The organism is Streptomyces sp. LBL (assembly GCF_029893585.1).
Classification (GTDB): Bacteria; Actinomycetota; Actinomycetes; order Streptomycetales; family Streptomycetaceae; genus Streptomyces.
Genome location: NZ_JARXYX010000023.1, coordinates 75,697 through 102,614, shown reverse-complemented (window position 1 = coordinate 102,614; position 26,918 = coordinate 75,697). Strand labels below are relative to the sequence as shown.

Below are 26,918 nucleotides of genomic sequence, written 5' to 3'. Positions count from 1 at the left end.
GCAACCACCTCAGGAGCGCTGCACTGAAATCATGCTGACGCGAATCGACCACATCGGGATCGCCTGCCACGACCTCGACACGACCGTCGAGTTCTACCGGGCGACCTACGGCTTCGAGGTGTTCCACTCCGAGGTCAACGAGGAGCAGGGCGTGCGCGAGGCCATGCTCAAGATCAACGATACGTCTGACGGCGGGGCTTCCTACCTGCAGCTCCTGGAGCCGACCCGGGAGGACTCCACCGTCGCGAAGTGGCTGGCGAAGAACGGGGAGGGCGTCCACCACATCGCCTTCGGCACGGCGGACGTGGACGCGGAGGCCACCGACATCAAGGAGAAGGGCGTACGCGTCCTGTACGAAGAGCCGCGACGCGGCTCCATGGGGTCACGGATCACGTTCCTCCACCCGAAGGATTGCCATGGCGTACTGACAGAACTGGTCACTTCCGCGCCTGTTGAGTCACCTGAGCACTGACCCTCGTACATAGGGGCCGGTAGGGTTGGGGGCAGTCGCCGCTCTCAACCAGGGCGACCAGGGTCCTGTCGTGACGGCGGGACCTGGCCGGGGTCCGGGTTTCGGGGGACGAGCGTCGGGGCAGCAGCCCATGCTCCGCCATTGATCTGGCACCATTCCCCGGGAGCCCCGTCCGGCGGGTGGACGGTGCTCGTTCGGAGAGACTTGCGACCAGGGGACGGATGGGACCGCGCAGTGCGGGGCTACGAGAGCCAGGAGCGGGAACCGGCGGCTGACGTCGATCACCTCACTCGTTTCGAAGCCGAGATGAAGCGGCTGAAGACCGAGCGGGAAAAGGCGATCCAGCATGCCGAGGACCTCGGTTACCAGGTCGAGGTGCTGCGCGCCAAGTTGCACGAGGCGCGGCGCACCATCATGTCCCGGCCCGCCTTCGACGGCGGTGACCTCGGCTACCAGGCCGAACAGATGCTGCGCAACGCCCAGATGCAGGCCGACCAGCTGCGTCAGGACGCCGAGCGCGAGCTGAGCCAGGCCCGGTCGCAGACCCAGCGCATCCTCCAGGAGCACGCCGAGCAGGCCGCCCGGCTCCAGGCGGAGCTGCACCAGGAGGCGGTCACCCGCCGCCAGCAGCTGGACCAGGAGCTGGCGGAGCGCCGGCAGACCGTCGAGTCGCACGTCAACGAGAACGTGGCCTGGGCGGAGCAGCTGCGCGCCCGCAGCGAGCAGCAGGCCCGCCGGCTCCTCGACGAGTCCCGCGCGGAGGCCGAGCAGGCCATGGCCGCGGCCCGCGCGGAGGCCGAACGGGTGACCGCCGAGGCCCGTCAGCGGCTGCAGGGCGATGCCGAGTCGGCCCGCGCCGAGGCCGAGCAGCTGCTGCGCCGCGCCCGCGCGGACGCCGAACGTCTGCTGAACACCGCCTCCACACAGGCCCAGGAGACCACCGAACACGCCGAGCAGCTGCGTACGTCGACCACGTCGGAGTCGGAGACGGCCCGCCGTGAGGCGCAGGAGCTGAGCCGGACCGCCGAGCAGCGCATCCAGGAGGCCGACGCGGCCCTGCGGGAGGCGCGCAGCGAGGCGGACAAGGTGGTCGCCGAGGCCAAGGCGGCCGCCGAGAAGGCTCTCTCCAGCGCGGAGTCGGCGAACGAGCAGCGCACGCGTACGGCGAAGGAGCAGGTCGCCCGGCTGGTCAACGAGGCCACCAAGGAGGCCGAGACCACCAAGTCGGACGCCGAGCAGCTCGTCGCGGACGCGCGGGCCGAGGCCGAGAAGCTGCTCACCGAGGCCGCCGAGAAGGCCCGCACGCTCACCGCCGAGGAGAGCGCGACCCAGCTGTCGAAGGCGGCCAAGACGGCCGAGGACGTCCTCAACAAGGCGCAGGAGGACGCGCGGAACACCACCAAGGCCGCTGCCGAGGAGGCCGAGCGGATCCGCCGGGAGGCGGAGACCGAGGCGGACCGGCTGCGGGCCGAGGCGCACGACATCGCCGAGCAGCTCAAGGGCGCGGCGAAGGACGACACCAAGGAGTACCGCGCCAAGACGGTCGAGCTGCAGGAGGAGGCCCGTCGGCTGCGCGGCGAGGCCGAGCAGCTGGGCTCCGACGCGGCCGCCGAGGGCGAGAAGATCCGTGCGGAGGCCCGCAGGGAGGCCGTCCAGCAGATCGAGGAGGCGGCGAAGACCGCCGAGGATCTGCTGGCGAGGGCCAGGCAGGACGCGGACGAGCTGCGGCAGAAGGCGACCACGGACAGCGAGAAGGTCCGTACGGAGGCCATCGAGCGGGCGACGACGCTGCGTCGGCAGGCCGAGGACACCCTGGAGCGCACCCGCAACGAGGCCGAGCGGCAGCGTGCCGAGGCCGTCGAGCTGTCCGAGGAGATCGAGGCCGCCGCCGAGCGGGCCGCGGGCGAGCTGCGCGAGGAGACCGAGCGGGCCGTGGAGGCCCGTCGGGTGGAGGCCGCCGGGGAACTGACCCGGCTGCACACCGAGGCCGAGGACCGGCTCGTCGCCGCCGAGCAGGCGCTGAGCGACGCCCGCGAGGAGGCGTCCCGGATCCGTCGGGAGGCCGCCGAGGAGACCGAGCGGCTGCGCGGCGAGGCCGCCGAGCGGATCCGTACGCTCCAGCAGCAGGCCGAGGCCGAGGCGGAGCGGCTCCGTGACGAGGCCGCCTCGGACGCGTCCGCGTCCCGCGCGGAGGGCGAGGCCATCGCCGTACGCCTGCGGTCGGAAGCGGCGGCCGAGGCCGAGCGGCTGAAGTCGGAGGCGCAGGACACCGCCGACCGGGTACGGGCGGAGGCGCAGGCCGCCGCCGAGCGGCTGGCGGCGGAGGCGACGGAGACCCTCACCGCCGCGCGGGACGAGGCCAACCGGCGCCGCCGCGAGGCCGAGGAGTACCTCGGAGCGGCCCGCCAGGAGGCCGACCAGGAACGGGAACGGGCCCGCGAGCAGAGCGAGGAGCTGCTGGCCTCGGCGCGCAGGCGGGTGGAGGACGCGCAGGCCGAGGCGGTACGTCTGGTCGAGGAGGCGGACCGCCGGGCCACCGAGATGGTGTCGGCCGCCGAGCAGCACGCCCAGCAGGTACGGGAGTCGGTCGCCGGGCTGCACGAGCAGGCCCAGGACGAGATCGCCGGGCTGCGCAGCGCCGCCGAGCACGTGGCGGACCGGATGCGCCGGGAGGCCCAGGAGGAGTCGGACCGGGTCCGTGCCGACGCCTACGCCGAGCGGGAGCGGGCCGCCGAGGACGCTGGCCGGGTACGGCGGGAGGCGAGCGAGGAGAGCGAGGCCGCCAGGGCACTCGCGGAGCGCACGGTGTCGGACGCGATCGCGGAGTCGGAGCAGCTGCGGTCGGACGCGGCCGAGCACGCCCAGCGGGTGCGGACGCAGGCGTCGGACACCGTCGCCGAGGCCGAGCAGGCCGCCGCGCGCACCCGGGCGGAGGCCCGCCAGGACGCCAACCGCATCCGGTCGGACGCGGCGACCCAGGCCGACATGCTCATCTCGGAGGCGAGCAACGAGGCCGAGCGGCTCACCACCGAGACGATCCGGGACACCGACCGGCTGCGCCGGGAGACGGTCGCCGAGGCCGAGCGGCTGCGCTCGGAGACGATCACCGAGGCGGAGCGGCTGCGCTCGGAGACGATGACCGAGGCTGAGCGGGTCAGGTCCGAGGCGCGCGCCCAGGCCGAGCAGTTGGTCGGCGAGGCCACCGGCGAGGCGGAGCGGTTGCGGGCCGAGGCCGCCGACACGGTCGGGGCGGCCCAGCAGCACGCCGAGCGGATCCGCAGCGAGTCCGCACGGGTCAGGTCCGAGGCGGCAGCGGCGGCCGAGCGGCTGGTCAACTCCGCGCGCGAGGACGCCGAGCGCACCCTCGACGAGGCCCGCAGGGACGCCAACAAGCGGCGCTCCGAAGCGGCCGAGCAGGTCGACACGCTCATCACGGAGACCACCGCCGAGGCCGACAAGCTGCTCACCGAGGCACAGCAGCAGGCGCAGAAGACCACCGCGGAGGCGGAGGCGCGGTCCGACGGCATGGTCGGCGCGGCCCGTACCGAGGCCGACCGGCTGGTGTCCGAGGCGACGGTCGAGGGCAACGCGCGGGTGGAGAAGGCGCGTGCGGACGCGGACGAACTGCTCGTCGGCGCCCGCCGGGACGCCACCGCGATCAGGGAGCGCGCGGAGGAGCTGCGCGACCGTCTCACGGGCGAGATCGAGGGGCTGCACGAGCGGGCCCGCCGCGAGGCCGCCGAGACGATGAAGTCGACCGGCGACCGCTGCGACGCGCTGATCAAGGCCGCCGAGGAGCAGCTGCAGAAGGCACAGTCGAAGGCCAAGGAGCTGGTGTCGGAGGCGAACTCCGAGGCCGGTAAGGTGCGGATCGCCGCCGTCAGGAAGGCGGAGGGGCTCCTCAAGGAGGCTGAGCAGAAGAAGGCTTCGCTGGTCCGGGAGGCCGAGGAGCTCAAGGCCGAGGCGGTGCGCGAGGCGAAGCGCACCGTCGAGGAGGGCAAGCGCGAGCTGGAGACCCTGGTGCGCCGACGCGAGGACATCAATGTCGAGATCTCCCGTGTCCAGGACGTCCTGGAGGCGTTGGAATCCTTCGAGGCCCCGACAGCGGGCAAGGACGGCGGTGTCAGAGCGGGTGCGACGGTCGGCGCCCCCCGTTCGGGTGGCAAGGGGTCGGACAGCTAGCGCGGAGACCCTTCCGGCAGCTAGAACTAAGGCCGAATTCCGGTGCCTTCTGGGGCCTTTGCCCAGGTCTTTGGCAAGTCGTCCTACGGTCAACCACCCAAAAGGGGTCTCATTCTCCAGATCAAACGCGTATCCGCTCGATGACACACCGCTTCGGCCCCTAGGATTCCCCCTATCACCTCACCGGTCTCAGTCGACAGGAACCCCATGAGCGACACTTCCCCCTACGGCTTCGAGCTTGTGCGGCGTGGGTACGACCGCGCGCAGGTGGACGAACGCATCTCGAAGCTCGTCTCCGACCGCGACAGCGCTCTGGCCCGCATCACCGCTCTGGAAAAGCGCATCGAGGAGCTCCACCTCGAGACGCAGAACGCCCAGGCTCAGATGACCGACGCCGAGCCGTCGTACGCCGGTCTCGGCGCACGGGTCGAGAAGATCCTCCGCCTCGCCGAGGAAGAGGCCAAGGATCTGCGCGAGGAGGCCCGGCGCGCGGCCGAGCAGCACCGCGAGCTCGCCGAGTCGGCGGCGCAGCAGGTCCGCAACGACGCGGAGTCGTTCGCTGCGGAGCGCAAGGCCAAGGCCGAGGACGAGGGCGTCCGGGTCATCGAGAAGGCGAAGAGCGACGCCTCGCAGCTGCGTTCCGAGGCTCAGAAGGACGCGCAGTCCAAGCGTGAGGAGGCCGACGCCCTCTTCGAGGAGACCCGCGCGAAGGCCGCGCAGGCCGCCGCCGACTTCGAGACGAACCTGGCCAAGCGCCGCGAGCAGTCCGAGCGCGACCTGGCGTCCCGTCAGCAGAAGGCGGAGAAGCGTCTCGCGGAGATCGAGCACCGCGCGGAGCAGCTGCGCCTGGAGGCGGAGAAGCTGCGCACGGACGCCGAGCGCCGCGCCCGCCAGACCGTCGAGACGGCGCAGCGCCAGGCCGAGGACATCGTGGCCGACGCCAACGCCAAGGCGGACCGGATCCGTTCGGAATCCGAGCGGGAGCTGGCGGCTCTCACCAACCGCCGCGACTCCATCAACGCCCAGCTGACGAACGTGCGCGAGATGCTCGCCACGCTCACGGGCGCCGCGGTGGCCGCGGCCGGTTCGCCGGCCGACGACGAGCCGATCTCCCGGGGTGTTCCGGCGCAGCAGTCCCGGTGACCGTGTGAGAGGTTTCGAGTAGTGCGGCCTGGGCCCGCGTTCCCTCCGGGAGCGTGGGCCTTCGTCGTGGATCTGCGGTTGTTGACTACTTCGTCGGTCTCCGTTTGCCCGCCCGGGTAGCATTCGCCGATCCCGCGTCCTAGCGTGGTCGGCATGATCGAGCTCGAGGGGCTGACCAAGCGGTACGGCGAGAAGGTGGCGGTCGACAACCTGACCTTCGGCGTCAGAGCGGGCATCGTGACCGGCTTCCTCGGACCGAACGGGGCCGGGAAGTCGACGACGATGCGCATGATGCTCGGCCTCGACCGTCCCACCGCGGGGGACGTCCGCATCGACGGCAAGCACTACGAGCAGCTCAAGGACCCGCTGACGTACATCGGCGCCCTGCTGGACGCCAAGGCCATGCACGGCGGCCGCAGCGCCTACCACCACCTGCTGTGCCTCGCGCAGAGCAACGGCATCCCGACGCGGCGGGTGCACGAGGTGCTCGACACCGTCGGGCTCACCACGGTGGCGAAGAAGAAGGCCAAGGGGTTCTCGCTCGGCATGGGACAGCGGCTCGGCATCGCCGGCGCGCTGCTCGGCGACCCGCGGATCCTGATGTTCGACGAGCCGGTCAACGGGCTCGACCCCGAGGGCATCCACTGGATCCGCAACCTGATGAAGTCGCTGGCCGCGCAGGGCCGTACGGTCTTCGTCTCCTCCCACCTGATGAGCGAGATGGCGCTGACCGCCGACCACCTCGTCGTCATCGGGCAGGGGCGGCTGCTCGCCGACACCTCCATGGCCGACTTCATCGCGCAGAACTCGCGGTCGTACGTCCGCATCCGCACCCCGCAGCGCGAGCGGCTGCTCGACGTGCTGCACGATGTCGGCGTCACCGTCGTGGAGACCGGCAACGGTTCGCTGGAGGTCGACGGCAGCAAGGCGGAGTACATCGGTGAGCTGGCCGCGCAGCACCACATCGTGCTGCACGAGCTGAGCCCCCAGCAGGCCTCCCTGGAGGAGGCGTTCATGCAGCTCACCGCGGAGTCGGTCGAGTATCACGCACACTCCGACGCGCCCTCGGCGGCACCGCAGCCGTGGGGCGACGGCTGGAAGGGGAACTGAGCATGGCGGCGATCCAGGTCGTCCGGTCCGAATGGACCAAGATCCGGTCGGTGGCGTCCACGGTGTGGACGCTCTCGCTGGCCGTGGTCGTCACCGTCGCGCTCGGCATGCTGATCTCGGCACTGTCGAAGAACCAGTTCGACGACATGAGCCGCAACGACCGGCTCTCCTTCGACCCGACCTTCATCAGCTTCGCGGGCATGAGCCTCGGCCAGCTCGCGATGATCGTGTTCGGCGTGCTCGTGGTGTCGAACGAGTACAGCACCGGCATGATCCGCACCTCACTGGCCGCCGTGCCGCAGCGCGCGACCTTCCTGGTCAGCAAGATCGTGGTGGCCGCCGGCCTGGCCCTCGCGGTGGGCCTCGTCACCAGCTTCGTCGCCTTCTTCCTCGGGCAGGCGATGCTCGGCGAGCACAAGGCGTCGATCGGCGATCCCGGCGTGCTGCGGGCGGTCATCGGCGGCGGGATCTACATGGCCCTCATCGCGATGTTCTCGATGGGCGTCGCCGCGATGCTGCGCTCGCCGATGCTGTCGCTGGGCATCCTGATGCCGTTCTTCTTCCTGATCTCCAACATCCTGGGGAACGTCCCGGCCACGAAGAAGATCGGCCGCTTCCTGCCCGACCAGGCCGGCAGCAAGATCATGCAGGTCGTCACCCCGCTCGACGACGACACTCCGTACGGTCCCTGGGGCGGCCTCGGGATCATGGCGCTGTGGGTGGCCGTGGCGCTCATCGGTGGTTACGTCCTGCTCAGGAAGCGAGACGCCTGAACCTCCGGGCTTTGCTTTCATTTGAACGGAACCGTCAACGCCCCGATAAGCTCCTAACCCTTACGGGGGCGTGTGCCCCGCTGTCCTGAACCATTGCGATGGGTGCGCAGCATGATCGAGGCAGTCGGCCTGACCAAGCGCTACGGCGACAAGACCGCTGTGTCCAACCTCTCCTTCCAGGTGCGGCCCGGGGCCGTCACCGGCTTCCTCGGGCCCAACGGCTCGGGCAAGTCGACGACCATGCGGATGATCCTCGGCCTGGACAACCCCACCTCGGGGCAGGTGACGATCGGCGGCTACCCGTATCGCAGGCTGCCCAACGCCCCCCGCCAGGTCGGCGCCCTGCTGGACGCCAAGGCCGTCCACGGTGGCCGGGCCGCCCGCAACCACCTGCTGTGCCTGGCCCAGCTGTCCGGCATCCCGGCCCGCCGGGTCGACGAGGTACTGGGCGTGGTCGGCCTCCAGGACGTGGCGAGGAAGCGGTCCAGGGGCTTCTCGCTCGGCATGGGACAGCGGCTCGGCATCGCCGCCGCCCTGCTCGGCGACCCCCAGGTGCTGCTGTTCGACGAGCCGGTCAACGGGCTCGACCCCGAGGGCATCCTCTGGGTGCGGAACCTGATGAAGGCGCTCGCGGCGGAGGGCCGTACCGTCTTCGTCTCCTCCCACCTGATGAGCGAGATGGCGGTGACCGCGGACCACCTGATCGTCATCGGGCGCGGGCAGCTGCTCGCCGACATGAACATCAAGGAGTTCATCTCGGCGAACTCGGCCGACTTCGCACGCGTGCGGACGCCCGCCACCGAGCCGCAACTGCGCGAGAAGCTGTCGTCCGCGCTCACCGGGGCGGGCGGCCACGTCATGCCGGAGCAGGACGGCGCGCTGCGCGTGACGGGACTTCCCCTCCCCCGCATCAGCGACATCGCGCACGGCACCGACGTACGCCTGTGGGAGCTGTCGCCGCACCAGGCCTCGCTGGAGGAGGCGTACATGCGGATGACGCAGGGCGCGGTCGACTACCGCTCGACCATCGACGAGAAGGCGGGCCTCCAGCAGCCGCTGCCGCCGGGTGTGCAGCCGCCGATGCCGGTACCGGGGCAGGGCCAGACGGGCTGGTACGCCCCGCCGCCGCCCCAGCAGGGGGCACAGCCCTTCCCGGGCGCTCCCGGGCAGCCGGCCGCCGGTCCGTACGGGACGCCCCTCACGCCCGCGCCCGGCGGGGCTCCCGCCGCGGGCGGCACACCCAACCCGTACGCGCAGGCGACGCCGGCGGCCCCGCAGTCCGCGGCGCCGCAGCCCTCCGCACCCGCCTCCGACCTGACCGAGCCCGAGGACGCCCGATGAGTACCCCGCAGCCCCCGATGCCACAGGCCGCCCCCAGCCGGCCGGCGGCGCCCGGACCGTCGTACCCCTCGTACACCTCGCCGATCCCGGTGGTGCGCACGCACCTCGGGCATGCGATCGCCTCCGAGTGGACGAAGATCAAGTCGGTGCGCTCCACGATGTGGACGCTCGGTGTCTTCGTGCTGCTCGTCATCGGTATCGGGCTGGGGGCCGGTGCACTGGTCGCCTCCAGCTCCGAAACGGGCGACATGGAGGGCCAGAACCCGCTGTCGTTGGGGTTCTTCGGGCTGCTGCTCGGCAGCATGTGCGTCATCACGCTCGGCGTGCTGACCACGGCCTCCGAGTACGGAACCGGCATGATCCGCACCACGATGGTCGCCTGTCCCTCCCGCGGCCGGGTCCTCGCGGCGAAGGCGATCGTGTTCTTCGCGGTCGCGTTCGTGGTCACGCTGGCGTCGGCCGTCGTCGTCGCCCTCGTGGACGTCGCCCTGCTGGACGGTGCCAAGGAGCCGACCGCTCAGGAGTGGCTGAAAGGCACGGTCGGCATCTCGCTGTACATCGCGCTGCTCGGGCTGCTCTCGCTGGTCATCGGCTCGATCATCCGGCACTCGGCGGGCGCGATCACCGTCATGATCGGCCTGGTGCTGGCCCCGCTGGTCCTCGCGCTGTTCATGTTCTCGCAGTCACTGGAGAGCCTGCGTGAGGCCCTGTTCGAGTACTCCATCCCGAACCAGCTCAGCGTCTTCTACTCCAACTCCCTCACCGAGTCCGGCCCCTCCGGCTGGGACCCGCTGTGGATCGCCTTCGGCGTGACGGCGGCCGCGTTCGCCGGCGCCTACGCGCTGCTGGAGAAGCGGGACGTGTAGCCCGCTGCGAGAGCTCGGGTTCGGTCGGCCGTTCGTCCGGTCGGTCGGTCGGTCGGTCGGTCAGAACCTCGGCGCGTTACGGGGCCGCTGCACCCGCGTGGTGCGGCGGTCCTTGGCGTTCCAGCACGCCTTGTGCCAGTGCCGGCGCTCGTCGACCCCCGAGTGCTCCGGCCAGGCCACCACGTGCGGGACGCCGTCCGGGATGAGCTGCTCGCAGCCCGGGCAGCGGTACGTCTTGCCCTGCGCGCTCGCCCCGGCCACGTTCCGTACGCTCCACTGCTCGCCCCGCCAGTCCTCCACGCTCTGCCAGCCGCCGTAACTGCGGGGCCGGTCGTCCTCGGCACTGCGGCCGGACGAGTCGGTTCCCTTGGGTCGGTTGCGACGCGGGGACACAGGACACCTCACGGGGCTCTTCAGGTTGCAGGGCTCATGTCCAGCCTACGCGGCGCGGGCCGGGGCCCGCGGGGAGAACCGACCCCACAAGCCCCCTTCCGGGGGACCCATTCTGCAGACAATCTGCAAATCTCTTCGCCGGACCGTGTCCTCGGCACGTGTCGGACGGTTATGCGGTGTGGGGGAGCTCCTGTCGGAGCCAAGGAAGCAGGAAGAGCGATGCGCGTAGGTTGTTTCGTATTGGCGGCCCAGTTCCCGGGGCAGGGCCAGGGGGAGGCGCTGCACCGCGCGGTCCGCTCGGCGGAGGTCGCCGAGGAGGCCGGGCTGGACGCGGTCTGGCTGGCCGAGCACCACTTCGTGCCGTACGGCACCTGCCCGTCGGCAGTCACCCTGGCCGCGTTACTGCTCGGCCGCACCCGCCGCATCACCGTCGGCACGGCCGTGAGCGTGCTGTCCACCACCCACCCCGTGTCCCTCGGCGAACAGGCCGCGCTGCTGCACCTGACGAGCGGCGGCCGCTTCTCGCTGGGTGTGGGGCGCGGCGGTCCGTGGGTCGACCTGGAGGTCTTCGGCACGGGGCTGGAGGCGTACGAGTCGGGGTTCCCGGAATCACTCGATCTGCTGGTCCGCTGGCTGCGGGAACCGGCGGTCGCGGCCTCCGGCGAGCGGTTCACGTTCCGCGAAGTGCCCGTCGTCCCCCGTCCGTCGGAGGCGCTGACCGACACCGCGGGCCCCGAGGTGATCGTCGCGTGCACATCACCGGCGAGTGTGCGGCTGGCCGCCGAGCGCGGGCTGCCGATGCTGCTCGGGATGCATTCCGGAGACGAGGAGAAGGCCGAGATGGTCGCCCTGTGGCGCAGGCACGCCCGCGTCTGCGGGCATCCGCCGGAGCGGATCCTCGGCGCGGCCCATGTCTCGGCGGGCGTCTGCCAGATCGCGGACCGGCGCCAGGACGCGGTGGAGACGCTGACGAAGGCGATGCCCAGCTGGCTGAAACAGGGGCTCGGCGCCCATGTCACGGTGGACGGCCGCGAGCGCGGGATGCGCGACCCGCTGGCGTACACCGAACTGCTCTGCGGGCTGCACCCGGTGGGCCCTCCGCGACTGTGCGCCGACCGGCTCGCGGCGACCAGCGAGCGCACCGGTGTCTCCCGTTTCGCCCTGCTCGTCGAGGGTTCGGGAGATCTGGCGGCGACGGAGGAGAACGTACGGCGGCTCGGTGCCGAAGTCGTCCCGCACCTTGGTTGAACCGCCCCCCGCCGACTCATCTGGTCGGCAGGGAACTTGCCGCTCCGGCACACAATGCACCTCCCGGGTACGGAGCGGCAAACCGACGCTCACTGCGTCAGCAGTCCCGAAGTTCCGGGGACTGGTTCAACAACTGGTTGCGCGCCGAGGTGAAGCGGGCCAGCGTCTCGTCGACAGAGGAGTCCAACGGGAAGACGGCCACGCGGTGGCAGTTCTGGAAGGCCAGCCTGACCCCGAAGTGCCGTTGCAGCGCGCCGCGTATCGCGTCGCTCGCAAGCGCACGCAGTAACTGGCCGCGTGCCTGCTCGTCCGGCGGAGGCGTCTGGTTGTCGGCGAACGAGCCGCCGTCGACCTTCAGTTGGGCCACCAGAGAGCTGATCATCTCCCATGCGTAGGGCAGGGAGGTCCGGACGCAGTCGACGAAGGCAGCTTCGTCGACCTCGCCTCGCTCGGCCTGTTCCAGTAGGGCCGGTGAGACGTCGAGCGACATGAGTTCTCCTCTCGCACCCCCGGGTCACGGGGGTTGCCGGACAGATAAGGGGAGTTCGGGACTCAAACACGCTGCGTACACGAGTCGCGACCTCCCGTTTACTACCGTAGGCAACCGACGGTGACGGCACCAGGAAAACGCGTACATAGCCACGCCTCGTTGGGCACACTTCGGCCACAACCGAACAGGCATGTTCCAGAACAAGAGGGACGTGCCGCGAGCCCTCGGGTGAGGGGGGTGGTGGGCGAGGGGAGGGCTGGAGGGATGTGCCGCAGGTCCTCGCGTGCGGGTGGCTGGGTAGGGCGGGAGGGCTGGAGGGACGTGCCGCGGACCCTCGGGTGAGGGGGGTGGTGGGTGCCGGGAGGGCTGGGCGTCGGAGGGCGAATCGCGCGTACCTGTGGCTGTCGAGTAGCGTTGCCGACCATGCGTCTCGTCATTGCCCGTTGCTCCGTCGACTACGCGGGCCGGCTCACCGCCCACCTTCCCTCGGCCCCCCGTCTGATCCTGGTGAAGGCGGACGGCAGCGTCTCGATCCACGCGGACGACCGGGCCTACAAGCCACTGAACTGGATGTCGCCGCCCTGCACGCTGAAGGAGGGTGCGGGCGACGAGGAAGGCGTCTGGACCGTCATCAACAAAGCGGGCGAGAAGCTCATCATCACGATGGAGGAAGTCCTCCACGACTCCTCGCACGAACTGGGCGTGGACCCCGGCCTGATCAAGGACGGCGTGGAAGCACACCTTCAGGAGCTCCTCGCCGATCGCATCGAGACCCTCGGCGAGGGCTACACCCTCATCCGCCGCGAGTACATGACGGCCATCGGGCCGGTCGACATCCTGTGCCGGGACGCGGACGGGCAGACCGTCGCGGTCGAGATCAAACGGCGCGGTGAGATCGACGGGGTCGAGCAACTCACCCGCTATCTCGAACTGTTGAACCGCGATCCCCATCTCGCCCCGGTCCGCGGCGTCTTCGCCGCGCAGGAGATCAAGCCCCAGGCCCGCGTCCTCGCCACGGACCGGGGCATCGGCTGCACGGTCCTCGACTACAACGGGCTGCGCGGCATCGAGGACGACAAGCTGCGGCTGTTCTGAGAGTCACACGCTGCGGGTTGTCCTGACGGTCACACGCTGCGGTTGTCCTGACGGTCACACGCTGCGGTTGTCCTGACGGTCACACGCTGCGGTTGTCCTGACGGTCACACGCCGCGGCTGTTCTGACGGTCGCTCCCCCACCCGGTCGATCCGCCACGACGAGAAGGGCCCGGTCCGCTGTCGTCGGCGGACCGGGCCCTTCCGTGCTGAACGGGTCGTCAGATCACCGGGTCCGAGGTGCCCGGTGAGCCCGCCTCGCTGCTCTGCGGGGCGCCGGCGCTCGCGGAGCTGCTGGTCTCCACGGGGGCGCTGGAGGACGCGGGGCCGCTGGCCGAGTCGGAGCTCCCCGGGGAGGTCGTCGGCGGGTCCGTGGGCGGGTCCGTCGGAGGATCCGTCGGGGTGCCCGTCGGCGGGTCCGTGGACGGATCGGTCGAGGGAACCGTCGGCGGTGTCGACGGGGACGTGGGCGGCTTGGACGGGGACGTGGGCGGAGTCGTCGTGGACGGCTTCGAGGAGCTCGACGGGCCGCTGCTCGGTTCCTTCGTCGTGCTCGGGTCGCCGGACGGCGTCGCCGGATCCGTCGGCGTCGGGTCGTCGGACGTACCGAGCATGCCGTCGGGGCCCAGGTCGCTCGGCCGGACGGCCACCGTGTCGGCGCCGCTGCTGCCGTCGTCGTTCTTCGGTACGTCGGCGCCCAGGCTGCCGTCGTCCGTGCCCTGGCTGGCGGACGGGTCCACGCTGACCTGCTTGGCCGGCGGGTTGGCGTCGTTGTCGGAGGTGGCGCCGAGCGTCACCACCGTGCCCAGTACGGCCACCAGCAGCGCGCCCGCGCCCGCCGCCACGAGGTTGCGCCGGGCCAGGCCCCTGAGACCGCCGCGCGCCTTGTGCGTCGACGGAGTCAGCCCGGTGGGCCGGGACGCGGCGGGTGCGGAGGACGACGAGCGGTACGTGACCAGCGTGCCGCTGTCGGAGGGCGGTTGGAGCGGCGGGAACGCGGCCAGGACGCCGCCCGGGGGCGACTGGGACTCCTCGGACCGCGCGTCGGGCACCTCCTCCCCTGCCATGGCACCGAGGCCGGGCAGAAGGGCCAGGCCGGGGGTGTCGCCGGAGCGGTCGGCGACCAGGGCCAGGGCGCGGCGGCCGGCGACGGTACCGCGCTTGTCGGAGAGGGCGCCGCGCAGGCCGATGGAGGCCTCCAGTTCGGCGCGGGCCCGGTCGAGCTGTCCGTCGCAGAGCGCGAGGACGCCCAGTTCGTGGTGGAAGTAGGCCTGTTCGGCGACCTCACCGGCGAGCCGGGAGGCCTCGGCGCCGGAGCGCAGCGCTCGCTCCCAGGCACTCCAGTGCCCGCCCGCGGCGAACGCGGGTGCCGCCGTGCGGGCCAGCTGAACACCGGGGCTCTCCTCGCCCTCGGCGGGCGGGGCCGTGGCCGGGACGAGGCCGGTGAGGGCGCCGAGCAGGGCGTCCGCCTCGGCGCACACCCGCTCCGGGGTGACCGAGGGGTGTCCGGCCCACCAGGTGTAGTGCTGGGCGGCGGCGAGTGCGCGGGCCTCGGCCTCGTCGCCGTATCCGGCGGCCTCCAGCTGGGCCTGGACGCCGGTGGCGAGCCGATAGCGGGAGCCGACCGGGGAGACCAGTCCGCAGACGGCCAGTTCACCGAGCGCGGCGTCCGCGTGGGTGTCGCCGACGAGTGCGGGCAGATGGGCCTGGTGGGGCACCTCGCCGCCGAGGGCGACGGCGAACCGCAGGGTGGCGCGCGCCGAGTCGCTGAGCCGGGAGGCGAGCAGCGGGGCGGGCGCGGCGGTCTCGCCGACCGAGGACAGGGGGACGTTCTCGTTCTCGTCCGGTTCGAAGGGCACGTCGGCCGGGAGGGCGTCCGCGAAGACACCGAACTCGTCGACGGCACCGGCGCCCGCCCGCAGCCGGTCGCGCTGCCGCAGCAGGGCCCCGGCCTGGACGAAACGCAGGGGCAGCCCTTCGGACTCGAACCAGAGGTCGCCGGCCCAGTTGGACTCCTCCTCCGTGAGCACCCGGCCGACCGCGCGCTCCAGGAGTTCCACGCCGTCGGCGCGTTCCAGGCCGCCGAGGGAGACCTCTTCGAGGGCGGAACCGGCGGACGGGGCGGGCACATCGGGGGTGGCCGCGATCAGGAAGGCGCACTCGGGTGTGGCGTCCAGCAGCTCGTCGAGGGCGGTCCCGCCGAACTCGACGTCGTCGAGGACGACGACCGCACCGATCTCCCGGACCAGGCCGAGCAGCTCGTCCCGGCCGGGGCGGTGCAGGGGCGCGTTGTGGACGGCGTAGAAGAGGTCGTACAGCAGGTCGCTCGCGGCGCGGCGGAAGCCGCTGAGGCGGATGACGCCGTCGGGGGCGAGGTCCGCGCAGTCCTCGGCGACGACGTCGAGGAGGCTGGTGCGGCCGGAGCCGGCCGGGCCGGTCAGCCGGACGGAGCGGCCGCGGGCGAGCAGCCGTACGAGACGTTCGCGTACGTCCTGGCGGGCCAGCAGTGGCAGCTCGGGCCGGGGCGGGCCGGGCGGGACCGGTGGGGTGGCGGCGCGGGCGGCCTCGGCGCGTTCGGCGGTGGTGAGTTTCGCGGGCCTGGCAGGTGGTGCTCCCCCGCTCTCGGTCGCGCTCGAGCGGGAGGTGTGCACAGGCGGGCGGAGCTCTATCTCGCTGCCGTCGACGGGGTTGACGGTGAGCAGGTAGTCGCCCGTGACGAGCCGCACCGTGCGGGCCGGTGCGGGTGCGTGGGGTGTGAAGTCGGGCGTGCGGGAGTCCCTGGGCGGACGCGGGCGCGGCGCGGGGCCTGCACCGGTCTCGAATGCACTCGACTGGGAGATGCTCCCATCGTCGTGGCCGTACTCCTCGGGTTCCCGGTCGTTCGGGTCCATAGGTTCAAGCCCCCCAAAAGCGTCGTGTGCCAGTTCCGGCCCCTCCCGGCCTGTTGCACACCGCGCTGTCGCTTCTGGTCCGGGCCCGCTCGAGGGTTGTCACACTGCGGGCGACCGAACCCTAAACCTTGGCACAGTATCCACGACAGCCGGGGGCCCCGCGCCGTCCGAGACGTTACATTCTCATCAGGATTGCGAGCGTCATACGTTTCGCGTCGTATCGGACATTCTCTCCCGCTCCGCCGGACCACATCGGTTCCGGGTGTCACACCCGGGGCAGGGACTCCACCCCGATGCCGCCCTCGATCGCCAGGATGCGGTGCAGTCTCGTGGCGACGAGCAGGCGCTGCATCTGTGGCGGTACGTCGCGCAGGACCAGGCGTCGGCCGCAGCGGCCGGCCCGTCGGTGCGCTCCCATGATCACCCCGAGTCCGGTGGCGTCCCAGGAGTCCAGCTCGGACAGGTCCAGTACCAGATCGCCGACTCCGTCGTCGACGGCCGAGTGCAGGACCGTACGGGCGTCCGCCGCGCTGCGGACGTCGAGGCGGCCCCCGACGACCAGCTCGGCGTGGTCGCCCCTGATGTACATATGCGCTCCCCTGTGGCTGGGTGCCGTGCTCCGCGAATGTGTCGCCTTGCCGTGTGCCAGGTGATGCAACCTCTGACGCCGCTCGACGCTCAGAGGTTGCCGTCTGTAAGCGAACCGATACCGAATTCACCCGGGCGTGTGCGGCGCCGGGGGCGTGTGCGGTTCCGGAGGTGTCAGTGCTTGTCTCGGAGGTTTCAGTGCTTGCGCCGGAGGTCCCGGTGCTTGTCTCGGAGGTTTCAGTGCTTACGCCGGAGGTCGCGGTGCTTACGCCGGAGGTTCCGGTGCTCACGCCGGAGGTCACGGTGCTTGCATCGGGGATCTCCCTGCATCTCAGTGCTTGTAGAAGCCCTGCCCGCTCTTGCGTCCGATGTCACCGGCGTCCACCATCCGGCGCATCAGCTCCGGCGGGGCGAACTTCTCGTCCTGCGACTCGGTGTAGATGTTGCTGGTGGCGTGCAGCAGGATGTCGACGCCGGTCAGGTCCGCCGTCGCCAACGGGCCCATCGCGTGGCCGAAGCCCAGCTTGCAGGCGAGGTCGATGTCCTCGGCGGTGGCCACGCCCGACTCGTAGAGCTTGGCGGCCTCGACCACGAGCGCCGAGATGAGACGGGTCGTCACAAAGCCGGCCACGTCCCGGTTGACGACGATGCAGGTCTTGCCGACGGACTCGGCGAACTCCCGTGCGATGGCGAGGGTTTCGTCGCTCGTCTTGTAGCCGCGCACGAGTTCGCACAGCTGCATCATCGGAACCGGCGAGAAGAAGTGCGTGCCGACGACGCGCTCCGGGCGCTCCGTCACGGCCGCGATCTTGGTGATCGGGATGGCGGAGGTGTTGGAGGCGAGGACGGCGTCGTCGCGGACGATCTTGTCGAGCGTGCGGAAGATCTCGTGCTTGACTTCCAGCTTCTCGAAGACGGCCTCGACGACGATGTCCGCGTCGGCGGCGGCGTCCAGATCGGTGGTCGCGGTGATCCGGGCGAGGGCGGCGTCGGCGTCGTGCGCCTCCAGCTTGCCCTTGCTCACGAACTTGTCGTACGAGGCCTTGATGCCGTCGGTGCCCCGTTTGAGTGCCTCGTCGGTCACGTCGCGCAGGACGACGTCCCAGCCGGCCTGTGCGGAGACCTGGGCGATACCGGAACCCATCAGGCCGGCGCCGATGACGGCAAGCTTCCGTGCCACTGTGCGACTCCCCTTTGATGACTGCACACGAGCGCTCACACGCTGTTCAAATTGGCTCTTCGGCGGACCATAGCGCTCGCGAGGGGTGCTGTGACCGCTAAGTAACGCGCGTCACGTCTCATCTGACGGACATCACACCGGCGCGGATCACCGGACGCCTCGTGCGCCGTAGTTGAGCACCTTCTCACTCAACAGCTCCTCGATGCCATCGAGAAGCACGAGTATCTCTCGTGACACTTCGTCCGGATTGCGTCCGGCGACCATCTCTCGGCCGACGGCGACGAAAACCGTCTGGTGGATCCAGCAGATCTGACCGGCGATCAGGCCCGGCAGCGGGTCGTCGGGAGCGGCACCGGTCTCCTCGCGGAGGGTCGCCTCCAGGTGCTCGTGGATCTCCTGCTGAAGGCTCCACAGCCGGGAGCGCAGCGGCGGCGCGTCATGGATGCAGCGCATGAAGCGGTCGTATCCCTCCATGAGGCCGACCCGGGGCGAGACCGTCTCGACCTCACGGCGCAGCTCACGCAGGACGGACCGGGCGGCCGACTCCCCCGGGTCCCGGGCCCGGACCCAGCGCGAGAGTTGCTCGACGACACCGGCGGAGCGGTCGAAGAAGAGGTCCTCCTTGGCCGGGAAGTAGTTGTAGACGGTGTTCGCGGAGACGTCGGCGGCCTCCGCCACGTCCGCGATGGTCACGGTCACGAAGCCGTGCTCCAGAAACAGCCCGGTGGCGATGTCCGAGATGCGCTGCCTGGTCTCGCGCTTCTTCCGCTCCCTGAGTCCCTCAGCCATGTCCGGATTCTAGCGCTTCTTGGGTTCCCTGAAATTTTGGGGACATTGCAAAATTTAAGAGACTCTGTTTTTCTGGGGCCATGGCAATCATCAGTACGGCCGGTCTGGCTCGTACCTTCCGGACGAAGAACGGCCCCGTGGACGCCGTGCGCGGCATCGACCTCACCGTCCGCGAGGGCGAGATCCTCGGCTTCCTGGGCCCGAACGGCGCCGGGAAGACCACGACCCTGCGCATGTTGACCACTTTGCTCACCCCCACCGGCGGCGCGGCCACCGTCGCCGGCTGCGATCTGGTGTCCGACCCGGCCGGAGTGCGGCGGGCGTGCGGCTATGTGGCGCAGTCCGGCGGGGTCGACCCGCAGATCACCGTGCGGGAGGAACTGGTCACCCAGGGCCGCCTTTACCGTCTGACGAAGGCTCAGGCGACCGACCGGGCCGATGAGTTGGCTCGCGATCTCGGCCTCACCGAGCTGCTGGACCGCAAGGCGGGCGCGCTCTCCGGCGGCGAGCGGCGACGCCTGGACATCGCGATGGCGCTCACCCACCGCCCGCGGCTGCTGTTCCTGGACGAGCCGACGACCGGCCTGGACCCGGGCAGCCGGGCCGACCTGTGGGACCTGGTCCGGCGGCTGCGCGACGAGCACGGCACGACCGTCTTCCTGACCACCCACTACCTCGACGAGGCCGACACCCTCGCCGACCGACTCGTGATCGTCGACCGGGGCGTGGTCGTGGCGGAGGGCACACCGAGCGCGCTGAAGCTGGAGTATGGCGGCTCGATCGACGCGTCCCTCCAGGACACGTTCCTCGCGATCACCGGCCGCAGCGCCACACCGACCGACGCCGCCCCCGTCGCCGTATAGGAACCCCTGGCCGTACAGGACCCCTCAGCCGTACAGGACCCCGACATGATGCTGCTCCACGACACGGCCCTCATCTACGGCCGCTACCTCCGCCAGTCCCTCCGCTCCCGCTTCGCGCTGCTCTTCGGCATGCTGATGCCGCTGCTGTATCTGGTGTTCTTCGGCCCGCTGCTGACCGATCTGCCGTTGGGCGGGCGGGGCAGTTCGTGGCAGGTACTGGTCCCCGGCCTGCTGCTCCAACTCGGGCTGTTCGGGGCGCTGTTCGCGGGATTCATGATCATCGTCGAGAACAGCCAGGGCGTGGTCGAGCGCATGCGGGTGACCCCCGTCAGCCGCCTCGCGCTCCTGCTGGGCCGGGTGCTGCGCGACGCCACGGTGTTCGTCTTCCAGGCCGTACTGCTGGTGCTGGCCGCGCTGGTGGCGGGCCTGCGCGCACCCCTCGCGGGTGTGCTGATCGGCTTCGCGTTCGTCGCGCTGCTCACCGTCTCGCTGGCCTCGCTGTCGTACGCGCTGGCGATGAAGGTCCACCGCCCGGGGGAGTTCGGCCCCATGATCAACGCGGTGAGCATGCCGTCCATGCTGCTGTCCGGCCTGATGCTCCCCATGACCCTGGCCCCGGGCTGGCTGGACGTCCTCTCCCACTTCATGCCGTTCCGCTATCTGGTGGACGCGATGCGGGACGCGTACGTGGGCTCGTACACCACGGCCGCCATGCTGTACGGCGTCCTGGTGGCCGTCGGGCTCACCGTGCTGTCCGTGACAGTGGGCACACGGGTCTTCCGGACGTCCGGGGCGTAATTAGTCTGGACTCATGGTCAATCTGACGCGCATCTACACGAAGACCGGCGACAAGGGCACCACCAACCTCGGTGACATGAGCCGGGTCGCCAAGACCGATCTGCGGATCTCCGCGTACGCGGACGCCAACGAGGCGAACGCGGTGATCGGCACGGCGATCGCGCTGGGCAGCCTGGACGAGGAGATCGTCAAGGTCCTCACCCGCGTCCAGAACGACCTGTTCGACGTGGGCGCGGACCTGTCGACCCCGGTGGCGGTGAACCCGGAGTACCCGCCCCTGCGGGTCGAGCAGTTCTACGTCGACAAGCTGGAGGCGGACTGCGACCGCTTCAACGAGCAGCTGGAGAAGCTCCGCTCCTTCATCCTCCCCGGCGGCACCCCGGGCGCGGCCCTCCTCCACCAGGCCTGCACGGTCGTCCGCCGGGCCGAGCGCTCCACCTGGTTCGCGCTGGAGGCCCACGGCGAGACCATGAACCCGCTCACCGCGACCTACCTCAACCGCCTGTCCGATCTCCTGTTCATCCTCGCGAGGGCGGCGAACCGGGAGATCGGGGACGTGCTGTGGGTGCCGGGCGGGGAGCGTTGACGCGACCGGTGGTGTGCCGGCGGGGAGCGTCAGCGCGACCGCTGGTGTGCCGCCCGGTACAGGCCCAGGGCGATGTACACGCCTGGGACGCACATCATCACCACGCCGACCTTCGTCAGGGTGACGACCGGGACCTCCACTCCTTCGGTGGACAGCCACAGCACCAGGCCGGCGGCGAAGGTGCCGACTCCTTCCAGCAGGTTTCTGGACGACGTCTGACTCATCGGCGAACCTCTTCCTTCGGTGACGTGGGCCGCGGCTCCTGCCCGGTCCCGGTCGGTGCCTTCTTCGGCCGGACCAGGTAGCCCAGCGCGACCAGGCCGTGGATGCCGGCGGTCCGCAGCGCCGTCCACTGGAAGGCCCGCAGGGACGAGACGTCGCCGCGGGCGCCGACGTACCAGATGGCCCCCTGCAGCAGCGCGCACGCGACGGCCGCCGCCAGGACCGTACGCAGCCAGAGCCGGCCCTCGTGCCTCGGCGAGGGGCTGTCCAACGCGGGCATCGCGACCCGCCTCGACATGGCGGAGGCGACGGTGAAGACGCACGTCAGCCGGTTGCTGGGGAAGCTGGAGCTGCGCAGTCGGGTCCAGGCGGCCGTACTGGCGCAGGAGTTGGGGATCTAGCAGAGACGCGGGGCACTGGTCCAGACCTATTGACCTATGGTCCAGACCTTTCTATTCTCGCGACACTGCGGGCGTGATGGCTCAGATCACACCCCACCACTCCCCGAAGGAGGCGCACAGCATGCGCTTCAGACACAGAGCCGCGGCAGGGTTCACCACCCTGCTGCTCCCCTTCACCGGTCTGATGGGACTCGCCGGCCCCGCCCACGCCGCGACCAGCGCCACCACCACCGCCACCGCTGCTACCGCCGCTGCTGGCGCCACCGCCACCTACGCCAAGACGCAGGACTGGGGATCCGGCTTCGAGGGCAAATGGACGGTGAAGAACACCGGCACCACCGCCCTCAGCTCCTGGACCGTCGAGTGGGACTTCCCCTCCGGTACGTCCGTCACCTCCGCCTGGGACGCCGACGTCACCTCCGCCGGCACCCACTGGACCGCCAGGAACAAGTCCTGGAACGGCTCCCTCGCCCCCGGCGCCTCCGTCTCCTTCGGCTTCAACGGCGCCGGCACCGGCTCGCCCGCCAACTGCAAGCTCAACGGCGGCAGCTGCGACGGCGGCACGGTCCCCGGTGACGCGGCCCCCTCCGCCCCCGGCAAACCCACCGCCTCCGGCGTCACCAACACCTCGGTGAAGCTGGCCTGGAGCGCGGCCACCGACGACAAGGGCATCAAGAACTACGACGTACTGCGCGACGGCACCAAGGTCGCGACCGTCACCAGTACGAGTTACACGGACACCGGACTCACCGCCGGCACCGACTACTCCTACACCGTCCAGGCCCGCGACACCGCCGACCAGACCGGCCCGGCCAGTGCCGCGGTCGCCGTGCGCACCACCGGCGGCCCCACCGATCCCCCGCCGACCGGTGCCAAGGTCAAGCTCGGCTACTTCACCGAGTGGGGTGTCTACGGCCGCAACTACCAGGTCAAGAACCTGGTGACCTCCGGCTCCGCGTCGAAGATCACGCACATCAACTACGCGTTCGGCAACGTCAAGGACGGCAAGTGCGTCGTCGACGACACCTTCGCCGCCTACGACAAGGCGTACACGGCCGACCAGTCGGTCAGCGGCACCGCCGACACCTGGGACCAGCCGCTGCGCGGCAACTTCAACCAGCTGCGCCAGCTCAAGGCCAAGTACCCGCACCTGAAGGTGCTGTACTCGTTCGGCGGCTGGACCTACTCCGGCGGCTTCGCGCAGGCCGCGGCCAACCCGGCCGCCTTCGCCGCCTCCTGCAAGGCCGTGGTGGAGGACCCGCGCTGGGCCGACGTCTTCGACGGCATCGACATCGACTGGGAGTACCCGAACGCCTGCGGCCTGACCTGCGACACCAGCGGGGCGGCGGCCTTCAGGAACCTGATGTCGGCGCTGCGTTCGGAGTTCGGCTCCACGTCCCTCGTCACCGCGGCCATCACCGCCGACGGCTCCTCCGGCGGCAAGATCGACGCGGCCGACTACGGGGGCGCCTCGAACTATGTCGACTGGTACAACGTGATGACGTACGACTACTTCGGCGCCTGGGCGAGCACCGGCCCCACCGCCCCGCACGCGCCGCTCACCTCGTACTCCGGCATCCCGACCGCCGGCTTCGACACCGCCGACGCCATCGCCAAGCTGAAGGCGAAGGGCGTCCCGTCCGCCAAACTGCTGCTCGGCATCGGCTTCTACGGCCGCGGCTGGACCGGCGTCACCCAGTCCGCGCCCGGCGGCACGGCGACCGGCGCGGCACCCGGCACCTACGAGGCCGGCATCGAGGACTACAAGGTCCTGAAGAACTCCTGCCCGGTCACCGGCACCGTCGCGGGCACGGCGTACGCGCACTGCGGCACCAACTGGTGGTCCTACGACACTCCCTCGACAATCGCCGGGAAGATGACGTGGGCGAAGAACCAGGGCCTGGGCGGCGCGTTCTTCTGGGAGTTCAGCGGTGACACCAGCAACGGCGAACTGGTGAGCGCCATCAACAGCGGGCTGTCGTAACCGGCTTACGTGCCGACGGGTGAATGTGGCCACCCCATCGCTACGCCACATTCACCCGTTGCCCGGGCGGGGCCGCCTCCAGCCACGCGAGGAAACCGGTCAGCGCGTCCTCGCTCATCGCGAGTTCCAGGCGCGTGCCCCGGTGCAGGCAGGTGAGGACGATGTGGTCGGAGATCAGCGCCAGTTCCTCCTCACCCTCGGGGACCCGGCGGCCGGCCACCTCGATCGCGAAGCGTTCCAGGACGCGGCGCGGGCGAGGGGAGTAGGAGAAGATGCGGTACCACTCGACGCGGTCGCCGTTGTAGCGGGCGACGCCGTAGCTCCAGCCCTTGCCGCTGGTGTCGGGTTTCTCCGGGACGTCCCAGCGCAGACTGCAGTCGAAGGTGCCGCCGGAGCGCTGGATGAGCCTGCGGCGCAGGCCGAAGACGAACAGCGCCAGCACCACAAAGGCGACCACGACTCCGCACACAGTCAGAGCGAGGACCATCGACACCGACCTCCTCGTCTCCTAGGTACCGAAAGTAGGTAACGGAACGGAAAAAACACCTCTATCTGCCTCAGCCGCGGCCGGCTCCGGATTGCTCCGGTGCCTGCCGCGGCTGAGTGACGTCATATGCCCGCCGGGGTCAGCGTGTCGCCGTCGCCGCCCGCAGTCGGACGTCCGCACGACGTTCCGCGGAGGCGTCGCCCTCCGCCTTCGCGCGTTCGAGCTCGCGCTCCACGCGCTGGACGTCGATCTCGTCCGACAGCTCGGCGATCTCGGCGAGCAGCGACAGCTTGTTGTCGGCGAACGAGATGAAACCGCCGTGCACCGCGGCGACGACCGTTCCGCCGTCACTCGTACGGATGGTCACCGGGCCCGACTCCAGCACACCGAGCAGCGGCTGGTGACCGGGCATGACGCCGATGTCGCCGGACGTGGTGCGCGCGACGACCAGGGTGGCCTCGCCGGACCAGACCTCTCGGTCGGCCGCGACCAGCGCGACGTGCAGCTCAGCAGCCAAGGTGGCTCCTCGGGTCACCACCCGGCGGTTGTGCCGGGTGTTGGTTACAAGTCTAGTGGGCGTGGAAGAGGGGGCGGGACGTACCCCGCCCCCTCAGGCGTGAGCCGAAGGGCTCACTTCGAACCGGGGAGTCAGGAGACGCCCAGCTCCTTGGCGTTGGCCTTCAGGTCCTCGATACCACCGCACAGGAAGAACGCCTGCTCCGGGAAGTGGTCGTAGTCGCCGTCGATGATCGCGTTGAACGCGATGATCGACTCTTCCAGCGGGACGTCCGACCCGTCGACGCCGGTGAACTGCTTGGCGACGTGGGTGTTCTGGGACAGGAAGCGCTCCACGCGACGGGCGCGGTGGACGGTGAGCTTGTCCTCCTCGCCCAGCTCGTCGATACCGAGGATCGCGATGATGTCCTGGAGGTCCTTGTACTTCTGGAGGACCGTCTTGACGCGCATCGCGGTGTTGTAGTGATCCGCCGCGATGTAGCGCGGGTCCAGGATGCGGGACGTGGAGTCCAGCGGGTCCACGGCCGGGTAGATGCCCTTCTCGGAGATCGGACGGGAGAGCACCGTCGTCGCGTCGAGGTGGGCGAACGTGGTGGCCGGGGCCGGGTCGGTCAGGTCGTCCGCGGGGACGTAGATCGCCTGCATCGAGGTGATCGAGTGACCACGGGTCGAGGTGATGCGCTCCTGGAGGAGACCCATCTCGTCGGCCAGGTTCGGCTGGTAGCCCACCGCGGAGGGCATCCGGCCGAGCAGGGTCGAGACCTCGGAACCGGCCTGCGTGAAGCGGAAGATGTTGTCGATGAAGAACAGCACGTCCTGCTTCTGCACATCGCGGAAGTACTCCGCCATGGTCAGACCCGCGAGGGCCACGCGCAGACGGGTGCCCGGGGGCTCGTCCATCTGACCGAAGACCAGGGCGGTCTTGTCGATGACGCCCGACTCCGCCATCTCCTCGATGAGGTCGTTGCCCTCACGGGTGCGCTCGCCGACACCGGCGAACACGGAGACACCGTCGTGGTTGTTGGCGACGCGGTAGATCATCTCCTGGATGAGCACCGTCTTGCCGACGCCGGCACCGCCGAACAGACCGATCTTGCCGCCCTTGACGTACGGGGTCAGCAGGTCGATGACCTTGACGCCGGTCTCGAACATCTCGGTCTTCGACTCGAGCTCGTCGAAGTTCGGCGCCTTGCGGTGGATGGTCCAGCGCTCACCGTCGTAGGTCTCGTCGCTGTTCAGCACCTCACCGAGGGTGTTGAACACCTTGCCCTTGGTGAACTCGCCGACCGGGACGGTGATGCCCGTGCCGGTGTCGGTGACCGGGGCCTGGCGGACCAGACCGTCGGTGGGCTGCATCGAGATCGTGCGGACCAGGCCGTCACCCAGGTGCTGGGCGACCTCCAGGGTCAGCGTCTTCTTCTTACCGGCCTCGGCCGGGTCGGAGATCTCGACGTGAAGGGCGTTGTAGATCTCCGGCATGGCGTCGACGGGGAATTCCACGTCGACGACCGGGCCGATGACCCGGGCGACGCGGCCCGTGGCAACGGCCGTCTCAACTGTCGTCGTCATTACCTGTCACTCCCCGCGGACGCGTCGGCCAAGGCTGCGGAGCCACCGACGATCTCGCTGATTTCCTGGGTGATTTCGGCCTGGCGGGCCGCGTTGGCAAGGCGGGAGAGCGTCTCGATGAGCTCTCCGGCGTTGTCGGTCGCCGACTTCATCGCGCGCCGCGTCGCGGCGTGCTTGGAGGCGGCCGACTGGAGCAGCGCGTTGTAGATACGGCTCTCGACATAGCGCGGCAGCAGGGCGTCGAGGACGTCCTCCGCCGACGGCTCGAAGTCGTACAGCGGAAGGATCTCGTCCTTCGTCGTCGACTCCTGCACCACCTCGTCGAGGCTGAGCGGCAGCAACCGGTCGTCGAGCGCCGTCTGCGTCATCATCGACACGAACTCGGTGAACACGATGTGGATCTCGTCCACACCGCCGTCCGCCGTGTCCGTCTCGATGGCCTCGATCAGCGGGGCCGCGACCTTCTTGGCGTCCGCGTACGTCGGCTCGTCGGTGAACCCGGACCACGACTCCGCGACCTTGCGCTCACGGAAGTTGTAGTGGGCGAGCCCACGACGGCCGACGATGTACGTGTCGACCTGCTTGCCCTCGCGCTCCAGGCGCTCGGTCAGCTTCTCCGCGGCCTTGATGGCGTTGGAGTTGAAGGCACCGGCCAGACCGCGGTCGCTGGTCAGGAGCAGTACCGCGGACCGCACGACCGTCTCGGCCTGCGTGGTCAGCGGGTGCTTCGTGTTCGAGCCGGTTCCGACCGCCGTGACCGCGCGGGTGAGCTCGGTCGCGTACGGCGTGGAGGCCGTCACCTTGCGCTGCGCCTTGACGACGCGCGAGGCGGCGATCATCTCCATCGCCTTGGTGATCTTCTTGGTCGCGGTGACGGATCGGATGCGACGCTTGTAGACCCGGAGCTGGGCTCCCATGAGTCAGGTCCCTTCCT

The 26,918-nt window shown here is 70.3% G+C and carries 24 protein-coding genes and 2 pseudogenes; 14 read left to right on the top strand and 12 right to left on the bottom strand.

The window, feature by feature from the left end; all coding sequences use genetic code 11:
- Positions 1 to 31 precede the first annotated feature (31 nt).
- From mce to M2271_RS26530, 7 genes are all read left to right on the top strand, one after another.
- Complete coding sequence (gene mce, locus M2271_RS26560; RefSeq protein ID WP_280889848.1) at positions 32 to 472, top strand: methylmalonyl-CoA epimerase; 441 nt, start codon at positions 32 to 34, stop codon at positions 470 to 472.
- A 234-nt stretch (positions 473 to 706) separates the two neighbouring features.
- Positions 707 to 4,654, top strand: coding sequence for a polarized growth protein Scy (gene scy, locus M2271_RS26555; RefSeq protein WP_280889847.1), 3,948 nt, complete (start codon positions 707 to 709; stop codon positions 4,652 to 4,654).
- Positions 4,655 to 4,861: 207 nt separating this feature from the next.
- Positions 4,862 to 5,797 (top strand): cellulose-binding protein, encoded by a 936-nt coding sequence (locus M2271_RS26550; protein WP_280889846.1) that lies wholly within the window; start codon positions 4,862 to 4,864, stop codon positions 5,795 to 5,797.
- Between the two features lie 153 nt (positions 5,798 to 5,950).
- Entirely contained in the window at positions 5,951 to 6,907 is a 957-nt protein-coding gene (locus M2271_RS26545; protein WP_280889845.1) for an ABC transporter ATP-binding protein, read from the top strand.
- Between the two features lie 2 nt (positions 6,908 to 6,909).
- Positions 6,910 to 7,680, top strand: a complete 771-nt coding sequence (locus M2271_RS26540) for an ABC transporter permease (protein ID WP_280889844.1) — start codon at positions 6,910 to 6,912, stop codon at positions 7,678 to 7,680.
- Between the two features lie 111 nt (positions 7,681 to 7,791).
- A complete protein-coding gene (locus M2271_RS26535) occupies positions 7,792 to 9,021 on the top strand; it encodes an ABC transporter ATP-binding protein (protein ID WP_280889843.1) in 1,230 nt (409 codons plus the stop codon).
- Positions 9,018 to 9,887, top strand: coding sequence for an ABC transporter permease subunit (locus M2271_RS26530; protein WP_280889842.1), 870 nt, complete (start codon positions 9,018 to 9,020; stop codon positions 9,885 to 9,887). Before M2271_RS26535 ends, M2271_RS26530 begins: the two co-directional genes overlap by 4 nt.
- A gap of 60 nt (positions 9,888 to 9,947) precedes the next feature.
- Here the strand turns inward: M2271_RS26530 and M2271_RS26525 are convergent, their stop codons facing one another.
- Entirely contained in the window at positions 9,948 to 10,280 is a 333-nt protein-coding gene (locus M2271_RS26525) for an ATP/GTP-binding protein (protein WP_280889841.1), read from the bottom strand.
- Between the two features lie 219 nt (positions 10,281 to 10,499).
- Here M2271_RS26525 and M2271_RS26520 point away from each other — a divergent pair, with 219 nt between their 5' ends.
- Entirely contained in the window at positions 10,500 to 11,528 is a 1,029-nt protein-coding gene (locus M2271_RS26520) for an LLM class flavin-dependent oxidoreductase (RefSeq protein WP_280889840.1), read from the top strand.
- Positions 11,529 to 11,625: 97 nt separating this feature from the next.
- Here the strand turns inward: M2271_RS26520 and M2271_RS26515 are convergent, their stop codons facing one another.
- Positions 11,626 to 12,018 carry an SCO5389 family protein gene (locus M2271_RS26515; protein ID WP_280889839.1) on the bottom strand — a complete coding sequence of 131 codons (393 nt, stop codon included), beginning with the start codon at positions 12,016 to 12,018 and terminating at the stop codon, positions 11,626 to 11,628.
- Positions 12,019 to 12,441: 423 nt separating this feature from the next.
- On the opposite strand from M2271_RS26515, the gene nucS reads away from it, so the two are divergent.
- Positions 12,442 to 13,113 carry an endonuclease NucS gene (gene nucS / locus M2271_RS26510; RefSeq protein WP_280889838.1) on the top strand — a complete coding sequence of 224 codons (672 nt, stop codon included), beginning with the start codon at positions 12,442 to 12,444 and terminating at the stop codon, positions 13,111 to 13,113.
- Between the two features lie 218 nt (positions 13,114 to 13,331).
- On the opposite strand, the gene M2271_RS26505 is transcribed toward nucS, so the two are convergent.
- From M2271_RS26505 to M2271_RS26490, 4 genes are all read right to left on the bottom strand, one after another.
- On the bottom strand, positions 13,332 to 16,001 hold the full coding sequence (locus M2271_RS26505; RefSeq protein ID WP_280889837.1) for an ATP-binding protein: 2,670 nt from the start codon (positions 15,999 to 16,001) through the stop codon (positions 13,332 to 13,334).
- 265 nt (positions 16,002 to 16,266) lie between these two features.
- Entirely contained in the window at positions 16,267 to 16,590 is a 324-nt protein-coding gene (locus M2271_RS26500; RefSeq protein WP_031040714.1) for an STAS domain-containing protein, read from the bottom strand.
- 330 nt (positions 16,591 to 16,920) lie between these two features.
- The gene (locus tag M2271_RS26495; RefSeq protein WP_280889836.1) at positions 16,921 to 17,769 is read right to left on the bottom strand and encodes a 3-hydroxyacyl-CoA dehydrogenase family protein; all 849 of its coding nucleotides are present in this window, start codon (positions 17,767 to 17,769) and stop codon (positions 16,921 to 16,923) included.
- 147 nt (positions 17,770 to 17,916) lie between these two features.
- Positions 17,917 to 18,558: a TetR/AcrR family transcriptional regulator gene (locus tag M2271_RS26490; RefSeq protein ID WP_280889835.1), complete on the bottom strand. Its 642-nt coding sequence runs from the start codon at positions 18,556 to 18,558 to the stop codon at positions 17,917 to 17,919.
- 80 nt (positions 18,559 to 18,638) lie between these two features.
- On the opposite strand from M2271_RS26490, the gene M2271_RS26485 reads away from it, so the two are divergent.
- From M2271_RS26485 to M2271_RS26475, 3 genes are read left to right on the top strand one after another with little or no spacing between them, the layout of a single operon-like run.
- A complete protein-coding gene (locus M2271_RS26485; protein WP_280889834.1) occupies positions 18,639 to 19,421 on the top strand; it encodes an ATP-binding cassette domain-containing protein in 783 nt (260 codons plus the stop codon).
- Positions 19,422 to 19,469: 48 nt separating this feature from the next.
- On the top strand, positions 19,470 to 20,219 hold the full coding sequence (locus M2271_RS26480; RefSeq protein ID WP_280889892.1) for an ABC transporter permease: 750 nt from the start codon (positions 19,470 to 19,472) through the stop codon (positions 20,217 to 20,219).
- A 13-nt stretch (positions 20,220 to 20,232) separates the two neighbouring features.
- Entirely contained in the window at positions 20,233 to 20,805 is a 573-nt protein-coding gene (locus M2271_RS26475) for a cob(I)yrinic acid a,c-diamide adenosyltransferase (RefSeq protein WP_280889833.1), read from the top strand.
- Positions 20,806 to 20,834: 29 nt separating this feature from the next.
- Here M2271_RS26475 and M2271_RS26470 read toward each other — a convergent pair whose 3' ends face one another.
- Both M2271_RS26470 and M2271_RS26465 read right to left on the bottom strand, forming a co-directional pair.
- Positions 20,835 to 21,029 (bottom strand): DUF5708 family protein, encoded by a 195-nt coding sequence (locus M2271_RS26470; protein ID WP_280889832.1) that lies wholly within the window; start codon positions 21,027 to 21,029, stop codon positions 20,835 to 20,837.
- Positions 21,026 to 21,280, bottom strand: a pseudogene (locus M2271_RS26465) (hypothetical protein); the annotation flags it as partial. The gene M2271_RS26470 and the pseudogene M2271_RS26465, both read right to left, overlap by 4 nt.
- On the opposite strand from M2271_RS26465, the pseudogene M2271_RS26460 reads away from it, so the two are divergent.
- Positions 21,273 to 21,428 (top strand): annotated as a pseudogene (locus tag M2271_RS26460) (LuxR C-terminal-related transcriptional regulator); the annotation flags it as partial. The pseudogenes M2271_RS26465 and M2271_RS26460 sit on opposite strands and share 8 nt — an antisense overlap.
- A 121-nt stretch (positions 21,429 to 21,549) precedes the next feature.
- Positions 21,550 to 23,412 (top strand): glycoside hydrolase family 18 chitinase, encoded by a 1,863-nt coding sequence (locus tag M2271_RS26455; RefSeq protein ID WP_280889831.1) that lies wholly within the window; start codon positions 21,550 to 21,552, stop codon positions 23,410 to 23,412.
- Positions 23,413 to 23,452: 40 nt separating this feature from the next.
- Here M2271_RS26455 and M2271_RS26450 read toward each other — a convergent pair whose 3' ends face one another.
- From M2271_RS26450 to M2271_RS26435, 4 genes are all read right to left on the bottom strand, one after another.
- Positions 23,453 to 23,899, bottom strand: coding sequence for a DUF2550 domain-containing protein (locus tag M2271_RS26450; RefSeq protein WP_280889830.1), 447 nt, complete (start codon positions 23,897 to 23,899; stop codon positions 23,453 to 23,455).
- A gap of 139 nt (positions 23,900 to 24,038) precedes the next feature.
- On the bottom strand, positions 24,039 to 24,416 hold the full coding sequence (locus M2271_RS26445) for a F0F1 ATP synthase subunit epsilon (RefSeq protein ID WP_030929143.1): 378 nt from the start codon (positions 24,414 to 24,416) through the stop codon (positions 24,039 to 24,041).
- Positions 24,417 to 24,547: 131 nt separating this feature from the next.
- Positions 24,548 to 25,984 (bottom strand): F0F1 ATP synthase subunit beta, encoded by a 1,437-nt coding sequence (atpD, locus tag M2271_RS26440; protein ID WP_280889829.1) that lies wholly within the window; start codon positions 25,982 to 25,984, stop codon positions 24,548 to 24,550.
- On the bottom strand, positions 25,984 to 26,901 hold the full coding sequence (locus tag M2271_RS26435) for a F0F1 ATP synthase subunit gamma (RefSeq protein WP_280889828.1): 918 nt from the start codon (positions 26,899 to 26,901) through the stop codon (positions 25,984 to 25,986). The genes atpD and M2271_RS26435 overlap by 1 nt, the downstream gene beginning before the upstream one ends.
- Between the last annotated feature and the right edge of the window lie 17 nt (positions 26,902 to 26,918).